The sequence below is a fragment of the Actinomadura sp. NPDC000600 genome, assembly GCF_040492135.1.
In the GTDB taxonomy this organism is placed as follows: Bacteria; Actinomycetota; Actinomycetes; order Streptosporangiales; family Streptosporangiaceae; genus Spirillospora.
This window is the reverse complement of the sequence record NZ_JBEUPD010000003.1, coordinates 77555-90352: the sequence shown is the minus strand read 5'-3', so window position 1 is coordinate 90352 and position 12798 is coordinate 77555. Positions and strand designations below refer to the sequence as shown.

The window sequence follows — 12798 nt, the reverse complement described above, 5'->3', positions numbered from 1 at the left end:
AGGCGCGGTCAGGTAGGCGGCGGGCGGTCGGATCAGGCGGGGGCGGCTTCCGTGGCCACTTCCGTGGCGACGCTCAGGCGGGCGTTGGCGACGAAGGCGTGCAGAGCGCGGAGCGCGGCGCCGGCGTGGTTGCCCCAGTGGTTGAAGTAGGAGTACTGCCACCACCAGAGGGCTTCCAGCGGACGGTCCTGGTTGTAGTGGCGGAGGCCGTGGACGAGGTCGCTGGCCACGTCGACCAGGTCGTCCGACAGGCGGTAGGGGGTCGGCTCGGTGTCCTTGTAGGGATCGAAGACCTCGATGTAGTCGTCCATGGACTGGAGGCGCTCGGCCAGGCCCTGCCGGATCGAGTCGAGGTCGGGGTCGTCGCCCACCTCGGGCTCCCAGTTGTCCGGGAGGATCACGTCGGCGCTGGCGCCGAGCTGCGCGCCGGCCAGGATGACCTGCGACACCTCCAGCAGGAGCAGCGGGATGGTGTGCACCCCTCCGTCACCGCGGGCGACCGCCTCCAGGCCGTTCAGGTAGTTGTCGACGTGGCACGCCACGCGCTCGGCGAGGGCGTTCCAGTCCTGCGGGCTGTTGGTGTCAGACATCGAGCAGCCTCCGTCCTTCGAATGCGCGGCCCAGCGTGACCTCGTCGGCGTACTCGAGGTCGCCACCCACCGGCAGGCCGCTGGCCAGTCGGGTGACCGTGATGCCCATGGGCTTGACCAGCCGGGCGAGATACGTCGCGGTCGCCTCGCCTTCCAGGTTGGGGTCGGTGGCGAGGATGAGCTCGGTCACCGTCCCGTCCGCGAGCCGCTGCATCAGCTCGCGGATGCGCAGGTCGTCCGGCCCGACGCCCTCGATCGGGCTGATCGCGCCGCCGAGCACGTGGTAGCGGCCCCGGAACTCGCGGGTCTTCTCGATCGCGACGACGTCCTTCGACTCCTCCACCACGCAGATGATGTGGGGGTCGCGGCGCGCGTCACGGCAGATCCGGCACTCCTCTTCCTCCGCGACGTTCCCGCACGTCTTGCAGAAGCGGACCTTGTCCTTGACCTCCTTGAGCGCCTTGCCGAGGCGCTCGACGTCGGCCGGATCGGCGGCGAGGAGGTGGAAGGCGATCCGCTGCGCGCTCTTGGGGCCGACGCCGGGCAGCCTGCCCAGCTCGTCGATGAGGTTCTGAACCACCCCTTCGTACAACGGGCCCCTCCTTTACTGGTCGTGTGCCGCTCGCGTTCCGGTTCAGGCGCCGCCGAGGCCGGGGAAGCCGCCGGGGATGCCCCCGCCGCCGCCGAGGCCCTGGGCGAGCGGGCCCATCTTCTCCTGCTGGAGCTCCTGCGCCTCGCGGGCGGCGTCGCGGATCGCGGCCAGCACCAGGTCGGCCACAGTCTCCGCCGTGTCGGCCGGGTCGTCGGTGTCGATCGCCTTCGGGTCGATCGACAGGCCCGTGACCTCGCCCTGCCCGTTGACCTTCGCGGTGACGAGCCCGCCGCCGGCGGTCCCCGTCACCTCGGTCTCCGCGAGCTCGCGCTGGGCGTTGAAGAGCTGCTCCTGCATGGCCTGTGCCTGCTGGAGGAGTTCCTGCATGTTCAGCTGACCACCGGGTTCCACGGTGCACTCCCCATTCCGGCCCCCGAGGGCCTGCTCTCTGGCGCTCCGCCAGCCACCGGACGTCCGTCCCACGAGACTACGGGTTCCCAGGCCGTTTCGGTAAGCGAGGACCTCGGCACGCCATTTCGGAAGCACGTCCGGGATGCGGCCCCCTCCGGCGGGCTACGGGGCGGAGTTGTCGATCTCGCGGATGATCTGGCCGCCGAGCTCCCGCTGGATGAGCGCCATCCCGCTCATCTCGGCCTCGGTGCCGTCGGCGTCGGCGTCGCCTTCCGGGTCGACCTCGTCGCTCTCGTCCACGGGAGAGGGCTCGGGCGGCGGCGGAGGCTCGTCCGGCGGCGGGGGCGGGGGCTCCGGCGCCCGGTCGGCCCTCGGCGCGGACGGCTGAGCAGACGGCTGGAAGGGCGGCCGCGGCTGTGGTGCCGGGTTCGGTGTGGCCGCCCCACCGAACCCTGCGCTAGGGCCCGGCCGTCCTCCTGGGGGGGACCCGCCGGGCGCCCCGCCGACGACGGTCTCTATCCGCCAGTCGACGCCCATCCGCTCCTTGAAGACCTCGCGCAGGACGGCGTCGCGGCCGCCGTTGACGAAGCCGAGGCGCCGCCCTTCCGCGTCGAAGCCGAGCGTGAGGACCTTGCCGTCCAGGGACACCGGCTGGACCCCGGACATGATGACCATCCAGGTGGCGCGGCTCTTCTGCTTGACGGCCTCGACGACGTCGGGCCAGAGGCGCTGGATGGTGGAGAAGTCCGTTCCTCCGGCCCCTCCGCTGGGCGCGGGTGGTGGGCTGGAGGGCGCGGACGGTGCGCTGGGCGCGGGTCGCGCGGCGGCCGCAGGGCGTGCGGTGGCCGGCGAACCTGTGGTCGGTGCACCCGTGGCTGGTCCGCCTGGGGCCGGTCCGCCCGTGGTGGGGGCGGCCGTGGTGGGGGCGGCCGTGGTGGGGGCGGATCCGTGGTTATCCACAGAACCGGGTTCTGCGGGTGCCGTAACGGGGCTGGGGTTGACACTGGAAGTGGGGTCGGCCCCCCGGGCGGGAGGGGACTGGGTTCCGTGCGTTGCGGAACCGCCATTCTGGGACGGTGTCGCCCCCGCCTGGCCGGGCGTCCCCTGCGCCGCGCCGCCTTGTCCATGGGCCCCTGGCGCCGCACCGGCCGAGCCGGACGTCCCTTCGGCAGCCCCACCGTGCCCGGACGCTCCCTGTGCCCCGCCGACCTGCCCCGGAGCCGCCCCGGGAGCCGGTGCCGCGGACGCGAAGGCCTGCGCAAGAGGATCACCGCCCTGGCCGCCGAACCCGCCCTGGCCAGCACCGCCACCGAAACCGCCCTGGGAGGCCTGACGCTCCAGACGGTCGAGCCGGGCGAACATGGACGCCTCGTCCTCGTACGCGGCCGGCAGCAGGATCCGCGCGCAGATCAGTTCCAGCAGCAGCCGCGGGGACGTGGCACCGCGCATCTCGGTGAGGCCGGTGTGCAGCAGGTCGGCCGCGCGGGTCAGTTCTCCCGGCCCCATCGAGGAGGCCTGGCGCCGCATCTGCTCCAGCTCGTCGGGCGGGACGTTCAGCAGCCCCGTCCCCCCGGCCTCCGGCACGTTCGACAGGATCACCAGGTCGCGGACGCGTTCCAGCAGGTCGGCCGTGAAGCGGCGCGGGTCCTGGCCGCTCTCGATCACGCGGTCGATCGCGGCGAACACGGCGGCGCCGTCCCGGGCCGCGAAGGCCGCGATGACCTCGTCCAGCAGCGCGGAGTCGGTGTAGCCGAGCAGCGACACGGCCCGCGCGTACGTGATGCCCTTCTCGTCCGATCCGGCGAGGAGCTGGTCCAGGATCGACAGCGTGTCGCGGGCGGAACCCGCCCCGGCCCGCACGGCCAGCGGCAGCGCGGACGCCTCGTACGGGACGTCCTCGCTCTGCAGGATCTCCTCGACGAGGTCTTGCAGGACGCCCGGAGGGATCAGCCGGAAGGGGTAGTGGTGGGTCCGGGACCGGATCGTCCCGATGACCTTCTCGGGCTCGGTCGTCGCGAACACGAACTTCAGGTGCGGCGGCGGCTCCTCGACGAGCTTCAGCAGCGCGTTGAAGCCCTCGCGGGTGACCATGTGCGCCTCGTCGATGATGTACACCTTGAAGCGCGCCGACACCGGGGCGAAGAAGGCCCGTTCCCGCAGGTCGCGGGCGTCGTCCACACCACCGTGGGACGCGGCGTCGATCTCGATCACATCGATGTGCCCGTTGCCGGACGGCCCGAGCGCGACGCACGAGTCGCACTTGCCGCACGGGTCGGGGGTCGGCCCCTCCTCGCAGTTCAGCGAGCGGGCGAGGATCCGGGCGCTGGACGTCTTGCCGCAGCCGCGCGGCCCGCTGAACAGGTACGCGTGGTTGATCCGGCCGTTGCGCAGCGCCTGCTGGAGGGGCTCGGCGACGTGTTCCTGCCCCTTCAGCTCGGCGAACGTCGCTGGCCGGTACTTGCGGTACAGAGCCAGACTCATCGGGGGTCCGCCCTCCCTCGAGAAGCAGAGCGTCAGAAAGCGCCGTGTCGCCGTGGACCGGTCATCGCGGACCGGTCGCCGTCAAACCAAGGGACCCCCCGCACACCCGCCAGAGCCTGCTTATCCTTGCTGCCTTCCGGCCCTGGGGAGGTTCACAGGGTGACGCCGTGCGAGGGGTCTGCCCAAAGTCTATGGCATCCCCGGCCCAGGATCGCCACGCTTTCCGGCGTAGTCTCCGCCCCATGCCCGCCTCTCCCCAGGACACGCTCCTGCACATCGCCGAACGAACCCGCTGGGAATCCGCCCGGACCACGGGCGTGGCGTACGCCATGTCCACCCTGGGCCGGACGCTGGACGAGGAGGGCTTCATCCACTGCTCGTCCGACATCGCCCAAGTGGAGGGCGTCCTCGGCCGCTTCTACGGCGACGTCCCCCGCGAAGACCTGGTCCTGCTGGTCATCGACGTGTCCCGCCTGGACGCGCCCGTCCGCTACGAGCCGGCCGGAGACGAGCTGTTCCCCCACGTCTACGGACCGATCCCCGTCGACGCGGTAATTGAGGTCAGGTCACTGCCCGAGAACCGGTAGGCTACCCCGTGGAGGATTCGCCTAGTGGCCTAGGGCGCACGCTTGGAAAGCGTGTTGCGTGCAAGCGCTCGCGAGTTCGAATCTCGCATCCTCCGCCACACCGAGGCCGGTGCCCGACGCGGGCACCGGCCTTTCGCGTGCCGGGGCGCGTTCACTGGCCCAGCGGGGAGATCGGGCGTTCGAAGAAGGTCTCCAGGACGACGGTCGCCTTCGTCCCGCTGACGCCCTGGATCTCGTACAGCCGCCGCAGCACGTCCTGGAGCCGCCCGGTCGTCGACGTCCGCACCTTGACCAGGACGGACGCGCTGCCCGCGACGACGTGGGCCTCCTGAACCTCCGGTATGGCGGCGAACTCCGCCGCGCGGTCGCCCATCCACACCGACGAGTCGATCAGGGCGAAGGCCAGCACGCCCTGCCCGAGCGCGGCCGGCTCCACGTCCACGCTCGTCCGCCGGATGACGCCCCGCTCGCGCATCTTCCGTACCCGTTCGTGGACGGCCCCGGCCGACAGGCCGACCGCCGTACCGAGTGCCGCGTAGGACCGGGTGGCGTCCTCCTGGAGGAGCTCCAGCAGGCGACGATCGATGTCATCCACGTTCTTCACAAGATGACTGTATCGCGTACGATCATCCCGAAGTTGTTCTGAACAACATTCAGTCATGGCGGATCAAGGGAGAACCATGCCCAAGGAAGCGGTCAACGGGATATACGAGGTTCTGGACGAGCGCTTCCGTACTGGACGGTGCTGCCACGGCGACCAGCACCTCGAAAACCTTCACTCCGGCTCCCGCTGGGCCGAGGGCCCGCTGTACCTCCCCGCCTGGCGGCAGCTGGTCTGGAGCGACATCCCCAACGACCGCATGCTGCGCTGGGACGAGGCGACCGGCGCCGTCTCCCTCTTCCGCGCGCCGGCCGGGCACAGCAACGGCAACACCCTCGACGCGCAGGGCCGGCTGATCACCTGCGAGCAGGGGAACCGGCGGGTGACCAGGACCGAGCCGGACGGCACCGTCACCGTCATCGCCGACCGCTACCGGGGCAGGCGCCTCAACAGTCCGAACGACGCGGTCGTCCGCTCGGACGGGTCGGTCTGGTTCTCCGACCCCGACTTCGGCATCACCAGCGACTACGAGGGCCACCGCGCCGAGAGCGAGATCGGGTCCTGCGACGTCTACCGCGCCGATCCGGTGACCGGCGAGGTCCGCCGCGTCGCGGACGGCTTCGGCGGACCGAACGGCCTCGTGTTCTCCCCGGACGAGCGCCGCCTCTTCGTGTCCGACACCCGCGCCGCCCACATCCGCGTCTTCGACGTCCGCGACGACGGCACGCTCTCGGACGGCGAGGTCTTCACCGCGGCCCGCGACGGCGTCGGCCGCTTCGACAACATCCGGTTCGACCGGGACGGACGGCTGTGGGCGGCGGCCCTGGAGGGCGGCGTGCACTGCTACGCCCCCGACGCCACCCTCATCGGGCGCATCCGCGTCCCCGAGCCCGTCTCCAACATCACCTTCGGCGGCCCCAAGAACAACCGCCTGTTCATCACCGCGACGACGGGCCTGTACTCCACGGTGACCTCGGTGACCGGCCTACCCCGGATCCCCCAGACGATCAAAAACTGACGCGGCCGCGCACTACCGAACGGAAGACTCCCATCAGCGATACTATCGCTGTTGATACTATCGCTGGCGGGAGTATTGATGCGTCGCTTCATTGGTCGGAGCCGTGAGCTGGCCGTGCTCGCCCGTGCGCTCGAACAGGTACGGGCGGCCAGCGGCTCGGTGAAACCCGGCCGCTGCATCCTCATGCGCGGACGGCGACGGGTCGGCAAGTCCAGCCTTGTCGAGGAGTTCGTGCGCCGCGCCGGTGTGCCGTCGCTCTTCTTCACCGCGGCCGGGGGCCCCGCGGAGGACGAGCTGGCAGAACTGCACGACGCCGTCGCGAACTCCACCCTCGCGGACCGGGCCTTGTTCACCGAAGAGGCGCCGGCGCAGTGGAACGCGGCGTTCAGGCTTCTCGCGGAGATCCTCCCCGACGACGTGCCGAGCGTCATCGTCCTCGACGAGGTCCCATACCTGATGAACCGCGTCGACGCCTTCGAGGGGATGCTCCAGCGGGCATGGGACCGCCTGCTCTCGCACAAGCCGGTCCTCCTGCTGCTCATCGGGTCGGACATCTCGATGATGGAGGCGCTGAACGAGTACGACCGGCCCTTCCACCAGCGCGGGACCGAGATGGTGGTCGGCCCGCTGAACCCGGCCGACATCGCCGAGATGCTCGACCTGGAACCGGCGACGGCGTTCGACGCCGCCCTGGTCACGGGCGGGCTGCCGCTCATCTGCGCCGATTGGCGGCCCGGCGCGTCCCTGTGGGAGTTCCTCCGCGAGTCGCTCGACGACCCGATCTCCGCGCTGCTGGTCTCCGCCGAACGCTCGCTGGCCGCGGAGTTCCCGCCGCAGGCGATGAGCCGGGAGGTCCTGCGGGCCATTGGCGCGGGCGAGCGGACCTTCACCAACATCGCCCGCGCCGCCGGGGGCATCTCGCACACCACCCTCACCCGCGCCACGGACGTCCTGACCCGCAAGCGGGTGGTGGCGGCCGAACTGCCGATCTCGACGCGCCCCTCCAAGGAGCGGCGTTACCGGGTCGCTGATCCCTACTTGCGGTTCTGGCTGACGTTCCTCGACCCGCACATGGCCGAGATCGAACGCATGCGCGGCGACCTGACACTCGGCCGCATCAGGCAGGGCTGGACGAGCTGGCGGGGCAGGGCGATCGAACCGCTGGTCCGCGAGACGCTGGCGCGCCTCCTCCCGGACGGTGACCTCCCCGCGGCCCCCGCCATCGGCGGCTACTGGACGCGGGGCAACGAGGTGGAGATCGATCTCGTCGGTGCGGACCGGGAGCCCGTCGCCCGGCGCCTGCTCTTCCTCGGCTCGATCAAGTGGGTGGAGAACTCGTCGTTCGACTCCCACGACCTCGCCGCGCTCCAGCGGCACAGAGCGGCGATCACCGACGAGCCCGTGCCACTGGTCGCGGTGACACGGAACGGCGTCGCGTGTGGTGGGCTCCGGGCCGGTTACACCGCGGAGGACCTTTTGAGCGCTTGGGCGGGGACATGACGGTCGATCATGAGTTGATCCGGGCCGCTGAGCGGGTCGCGGCCGGGTGCAGTCGGGGGGACGAGCACACGGTGGCCGCGGCCGCCCGTGCCCGCGACGGGCGGATCGTCACCGCGATGAACGTCCACCACTTCACCGGCGGGCCGTGCGCGGAGCTGGCCGTGATCGGCGCCGCGGCCGCCCAGGGGGCCCACCGGCTCGACATGATCGTGGCGGTCGGGGACGGCGGCCGCGGGGTGATGTCGCCTTGCGGGCGGTGTCGGCAGGTCCTTCTGGACTACTTCCCGTCCATCCTCGTCATCGTCGACATGGGCGGTGTTCTGCGCGCCGAGCCCGTGGCCGAACTGCTGCCCGCCGCCTACATATGGTCCGACCATCAGGCCTGATCCGTGACGTTCCAGCGGACCGGTATTTAGTCACGGGCCGGTTGACCTGCGCCGTAACTGGTTTACCGAATCCGGCAAGTGGAGTGACGGATGTTGTTGCGCTGCCTTCTCCGCGCCCTTGCCAGCCCTTAGACTCGAAGGGTGATCTTCAAGTCGGTGGGTGAAGGAAGGCCCTATCCCGAGCACGGTCTATCGTCCCGGGACTGGGCCAAGATCCCTCCTCGCCAGGTCCGCCTCGACCAGCTCGTCAGCACCAAGCGGGAGATGGACCTCCAGTCCCTGCTGTCGAAGGACTCCACCTTCTACGGCGACCTGTTCCCCCACGTCGTCCAGTGGCAGGGCGAGCTCTACCTGGAGGACGGCCTGCACCGGGCGCTCCGGGCGGCCCTCCACCAGCGGCAGGTCCTGCACGCCCGGGTCCTCGACCTGGACGCCGTCGACATGGGCTGATCAGCGGGTGCGGGCGGGCTCGGGCGCCGGGAGGGACTTCGGCTCGACCAGCCGCGCCGGCTCCGCCGGGTGGACGAACCCGGGCCGCGCGGCCAGCAGGCCGACCACCACCTCGGGCACCACCAGCACGAGCAGCAGGGCCACCGGAACGTTCCAGCCGCCCGTGGCCTCGTGCAGGATGCCGACCGCGAACGGGCCGGCTGCGGCGAGGAGGTAACCGCCCGTCTGCGCCATCCCGGACAGGCCCGCGGCCACCGAGGGGCTCGGCGAGCGGAGGCTGAGCAGCGTGAAGGCCAGCGGGAACGCGCTGCCGGTGCCGATGCCGAGGATCACGACCCACGCCCAGCCGGCGGACGGGGCGAGCAGCAGGCCGACCAGGCCGACGACCATCGTGGCCGCGACGGCGAGGACGAGGGGGCGCTGGTCGCGGAGGCGGGCGGCGAACACCGGCACGACGAAGCCCAGCGGGATCCCGACGATCAGCATGGTCGAGACCATCATCCCGGCGGTCGCGGCCGGGTGGCCGGCGTCCTGCATGACCTCCGGCAGCCACGACATGAGCACGTAGAACATCAGTGAGGCCAGGCCCATGAACGCGGCGACGGACCAGGCCGTCAGGGAGCGCAGCAGCGATCCCCCGGCGCGCGGGGCGGTGACCGGGGCGGTCGGGGCGCGGCGGCCCCGCACGGCGAGCGGGCCCCACACGAGCGCGGCGATCAGCGACGGGACGGCCCAGACCACGAGGGCGAGGCGCCAGCCGCCCGCCTCCGCCAGCGGCACCGCGAGCCCGGCGGCGATCGCGCCGCTGGCCGCCATCAGCATCATCGCGAGCCCGGTCAGCGAGCCCAGGCGGGTCGGGAACGCGCGCTTGATCACGGCTGGCATGAGGACATTGCCCATCGCGATGCCCGCACCGGCGACGATCGTGCCGAAGAACAGCGAGACCGGGGACTGCACCACCCGCAGCACGATCCCCGCGGTGATCATGACGAGGGAACCGGCGATCACGGTCTCGGCGCCGAACCGCCGCGCGGCGACCGGCGCGACGGCCGCGAAGACGCCCAGGCACAGCACCGGCAGCGTGGTGAGGACGCCGGTCTGCGCACCGGACAGCCCGAACGCGTCCCGCAGGTCGCCGAGCACGGGCGAGATCCCCGTGATCGCGGCGCGCAGGTTGATCGTCAGCAGCACCAGGCCGATGAGCGACCACACGGCCGCGGCCCGGGTCACCGGAGTCGTCGTCGAGCTGTTCATGTCACCTTCGTCGTTCGGCCGCCACGAGCGCGGGATCGCCGCGCCGAGCGGTGGTTCTGCTGCGTCCGGTGCCATGCGTTGACGGCCGCCGGGCACCACGACGACCGCCCGTGAGGTGGGCGAGACCCGATACGGGCTTGCGCCTACCGCGTCAGGACTCCTGCGGAGCTTTTGCAGGAGCGGTGAGGGCGGAGGCGAGGATCTGGTCGAGACACGCATGGGTCGCATGGGTCGCGGCGTCCGCGTCCCCCGCCTCGATGGCCGCGGCGATGGGGCCGTGCGGCACGTCGGCGTGTTCGAGCAGGCTCCCGGCCGCGCCGATGCTGGCCCGGAGCGCGGCGCTGAAGTCGCGGTACAGGTCGGTCAGGACGCGGTTGTGGGTGGCCTCGACGACGGCGGTGTGGAATTCGAGGTCGGCCTCGACGAACGCCGAGTGCTCGCCCGCCGCCCATGCCGCGTCCCTGCGCGCGAGGGCGACCGCGATGGCGGCGATGTCGGCCTCCGTGCGCCGGGTCGCGGCGAGCCTGGCCGCCTCGACCTCGAACCCCCGCCGGACCTCGAGGATCTCGACGAGTTCGGCCCGCTCCAGCCGCCGCCGGACGGCCCCGGACAGCTCGCTCGTCGCGCGCACGTACGTCCCGTCGCCCTGGCGGCTCTCCAGAAGCCCCGCGTGGGTCAGCGCCCGCACGGCCTCCCGGACGGTGTTGCGCCCGACGCCGAGCGTCTCCGACAGCACCGGCTCCGGCGGGATCTTGGCGCCCACCGGCCAGCCGCCCCCGGTGATCTCGCCCCTGAGCTGCTCGATCACCTGGTCGACCAGCGAGGACCGCCGTGCCGTCCGCAGAGTCACCCGAACCTCCAGTCAACCAGTCATCCCATGTCTGAATGATACGACATCCGCGCTCCGCGCTTTATTCCGCCCCCGGCACAGGACGAGGCGGCACGCGCTGTCGCGGCCGCCTCTCCTACCCCTCGGGTCTTAGCGCTGGGCGCTCACAGGGACGAGGTTGAAGACCGACAGGCCCGCCGCTTCCAATGCCTGGCGGTAGGCGGTGGCGGCGTTGTCGGAAGACCCGGTCAGTTCGTAGAGCTCGCCGAGTTCCCGGTAGAGGTGCGCCGCCGGACGGCCCTTGGGAAGGGTCGCCAGCTGCTCGGAGGCGGCGCGAAGGACGACCTCCGCGGCCGTGGTGTTCCCCTGGGCGACCCGTGCACGGGCAAGGACAAGGCGGGCCAGAACGGTCTTCTGGGTGCGGACGCCCATCTCGTCCGCGGGCTGAGGCGCCAGCGAGGAGTCGCTCGCGGGGGCGGCGAGGGCCATGCCGGTGTCGAGGAACTGTTCGAGCGCGGCGATGGCCTCGTCCAACTCGCCGATGAGGACGAGCGCGCGGGCCTTGGCGATGGTGCTCTCGGTGGACTCGGCGTCGTCGAGGCCGGTCGCGGTCTGGAGGAGGGTGAGCGCCTCCTGGGCCGCCTCGCGGGTGCCTTCCTGGCGCGGACGCTCGAACCCGTACTCACCGGGCGGCGCGGCGTCGGGCGGCGCGGCGACGGAGAACGGCTCGACCCCTCTGAGCAGCGCCTTGGCTCCGGCGAGGGCGAGGCGCGCCTCGGCCTGCCTGGGAGGCGTGTCCGTGCGCGCGGCGAGGGCCTGGTCGGCGAAGTAGAGGGAGTCGCCGACCGCGGCCTCCTCAAGGGCGCGCATGCTGGCCCGCTGGTAGTGGACGCTCAGCGGCTCGGCGTCCTCGCCCCCCTGGGGATGGAGGAGGCGGCGTCCCAGCTCGTGGGCGCGGGCGGGATCGGAGCGATCCACATAGGCGAGCAGCAGGATGCGTCCGGCCTCGGTGTACTCGTGGCCGGCATGGAGGCCGAGCCGCTCCAGCCGTTCGAGGGCGCGCTCGCCGAGCGCGATGGCCTGCCCCAGGTCGCCGACGGCGTGGTACGTCCGGGCCAGCGCGATCACCGGCGGCAGCCAGCTGGCCCGGCCCGGGTCGCGCTCGGCCTGCTCGCGCAGCTCCTCGAACAGCGCGATCGCGCGGTCGGTGCGGCCCAGCTCCTCGAGGGCGCGGGCGCGGCCCCAGCGGGCGCGGGCCGTGAGGTCCGGGTCGTCGCTGCGGGCGATCACCTCGTCGAACCCGGCCTCGGCCGTGGCGGCGTCCCCGCGCAGCAGGGCCAGGTGGGCGTGGCGTTCCCGCACCTCCAGGTGGGCGCGCTGCTCAGGCTCGACGCCCTCGGCGAGGTACTCGGGGGTGCAGCCGAGACGCTCGGCCAGCATGCGCAGGACGGTCGGCGTCGGCGTGCGCTTGCCCGACTCGATCAAGGAGATGTAGCTGTCGGAAAGGTCGTGACCGGCGAGTTGTGCCTGCGACAAGCGTCTGGTCAGCCGCAGGTTGCGGACACGTTCGCCGACGTTGCCTGGACCCGGCATGTGGACTCACTTAGCGGAAGTAAACAGGCGGCTGGGGTGCCGACATGATTGCACATTGCGGGTTATCGCACATCGAGAGCAAGGAAGCGGCAGAAGACGAGACCGGCCGCGGGGCCCGCGCGCACGGGCCGCGAGGTTCGCCGGTTCGCGCCGGCGGCCCCTCCCGTCGATCGCGACGTCTGTCACCGGGCCGACGGTATCCGACCATCTGCCCAAGATCGCATAGACCGCCGATATTGATCAGTCCGCCGCGTTTTCCGGCCAGTTCCGGCCGCCCGGTTGCGCCGTCCCCGGAGGTGGGACCGCTCCCGCGGAAGCGCCCCGACCCCGGGCCGGGCGAGCGGGCGGCGTGCGCGGGACAAGACGGGCATGATCCGGACCGTCCCGCATGGTCTCGGCCTCACTCCGGAGACCTTCGCCTCACCGGCGACCGGCCCGGGCAGGCACAGCGCTCCCGCGGCTCGCGGGCGGCGTCACCGGGAGCGGCGCGGAGCTAGACCTCCCCG

Annotated in this window: 13 protein-coding genes, 1 tRNA gene and 1 other RNA gene; 6 read left to right on the top strand and 9 right to left on the bottom strand. The window is 71.8% G+C overall.

Annotated elements, in window-relative coordinates:
• Positions 1-32 precede the first annotated feature (32 nt).
• The 5 genes from ABWI07_RS05610 to ffs form a co-directional block, all read right to left on the bottom strand.
• Positions 33-590, bottom strand: coding sequence for a DUF5063 domain-containing protein (locus tag ABWI07_RS05610; RefSeq protein WP_149262877.1), 558 nt, complete (start codon positions 588-590; stop codon positions 33-35).
• The gene (gene recR / locus ABWI07_RS05605; RefSeq protein WP_141579784.1) at positions 583-1182 is read right to left on the bottom strand and encodes a recombination mediator RecR; all 600 of its coding nucleotides are present in this window, start codon (positions 1180-1182) and stop codon (positions 583-585) included. Before recR ends, ABWI07_RS05610 begins: the two co-directional genes overlap by 8 nt.
• Positions 1183-1224: 42 nt before the next feature.
• The gene (locus tag ABWI07_RS05600) at positions 1225-1593 is read right to left on the bottom strand and encodes a YbaB/EbfC family nucleoid-associated protein (protein WP_149262876.1); all 369 of its coding nucleotides are present in this window, start codon (positions 1591-1593) and stop codon (positions 1225-1227) included.
• 162 nt (positions 1594-1755) lie between these two features.
• The gene (locus ABWI07_RS05595) at positions 1756-4074 is read right to left on the bottom strand and encodes a DNA polymerase III subunit gamma and tau (RefSeq protein ID WP_353817812.1); all 2319 of its coding nucleotides are present in this window, start codon (positions 4072-4074) and stop codon (positions 1756-1758) included.
• 86 nt (positions 4075-4160) lie between these two features.
• Positions 4161-4256: signal recognition particle sRNA small type (gene ffs, locus ABWI07_RS05590), an RNA gene on the bottom strand.
• Between the two features lie 60 nt (positions 4257-4316).
• Here ffs and ABWI07_RS05585 point away from each other — a divergent pair.
• A complete protein-coding gene (locus ABWI07_RS05585) occupies positions 4317-4661 on the top strand; it encodes a DUF952 domain-containing protein (RefSeq protein WP_149262874.1) in 345 nt (114 codons plus the stop codon).
• Positions 4662-4671: 10 nt separating this feature from the next.
• Positions 4672-4759: transfer RNA gene (locus ABWI07_RS05580), tRNA-Ser, on the top strand.
• Between the two features lie 53 nt (positions 4760-4812).
• Here ABWI07_RS05580 and ABWI07_RS05575 read toward each other — a convergent pair.
• Complete coding sequence (locus ABWI07_RS05575; protein WP_235037206.1) at positions 4813-5265, bottom strand: Lrp/AsnC family transcriptional regulator; 453 nt, start codon at positions 5263-5265, stop codon at positions 4813-4815.
• 76 nt (positions 5266-5341) lie between these two features.
• Between ABWI07_RS05575 and ABWI07_RS05570 the strand changes: the two genes are divergently transcribed.
• The 4 genes from ABWI07_RS05570 to ABWI07_RS05555 all read left to right on the top strand — a co-directional run bounded on the left by ABWI07_RS05570 (position 5342) and on the right by ABWI07_RS05555 (position 8616).
• Positions 5342-6280, top strand: coding sequence for an SMP-30/gluconolactonase/LRE family protein (locus ABWI07_RS05570; RefSeq protein WP_353817811.1), 939 nt, complete (start codon positions 5342-5344; stop codon positions 6278-6280).
• A 78-nt stretch (positions 6281-6358) separates the two neighbouring features.
• Complete coding sequence (locus ABWI07_RS05565; protein ID WP_353817810.1) at positions 6359-7780, top strand: ATP-binding protein; 1422 nt, start codon at positions 6359-6361, stop codon at positions 7778-7780.
• Complete coding sequence (locus tag ABWI07_RS05560; RefSeq protein WP_149262871.1) at positions 7777-8166, top strand: cytidine deaminase family protein; 390 nt, start codon at positions 7777-7779, stop codon at positions 8164-8166. Before ABWI07_RS05565 ends, ABWI07_RS05560 begins: the two co-directional genes overlap by 4 nt.
• 141 nt (positions 8167-8307) lie before the next feature.
• On the top strand, positions 8308-8616 hold the full coding sequence (locus tag ABWI07_RS05555) for a type II toxin-antitoxin system VapB family antitoxin (protein WP_149262870.1): 309 nt from the start codon (positions 8308-8310) through the stop codon (positions 8614-8616).
• On the opposite strand, the gene ABWI07_RS05550 is transcribed toward ABWI07_RS05555, so the two are convergent.
• The 3 genes from ABWI07_RS05550 to ABWI07_RS05540 form a co-directional block, all read right to left on the bottom strand.
• Positions 8617-9870, bottom strand: a complete 1254-nt coding sequence (locus ABWI07_RS05550; RefSeq protein ID WP_353817809.1) for a CynX/NimT family MFS transporter — start codon at positions 9868-9870, stop codon at positions 8617-8619. It abuts the gene before it with no gap.
• Between the two features lie 151 nt (positions 9871-10021).
• A complete protein-coding gene (locus tag ABWI07_RS05545; RefSeq protein ID WP_149262868.1) occupies positions 10022-10720 on the bottom strand; it encodes a FadR/GntR family transcriptional regulator in 699 nt (232 codons plus the stop codon).
• Positions 10721-10849: 129 nt separating this feature from the next.
• Positions 10850-12292 carry a helix-turn-helix domain-containing protein gene (locus ABWI07_RS05540; RefSeq protein ID WP_353817808.1) on the bottom strand — a complete coding sequence of 481 codons (1443 nt, stop codon included), beginning with the start codon at positions 12290-12292 and terminating at the stop codon, positions 10850-10852.
• Positions 12293-12798 lie beyond the last annotated feature (506 nt).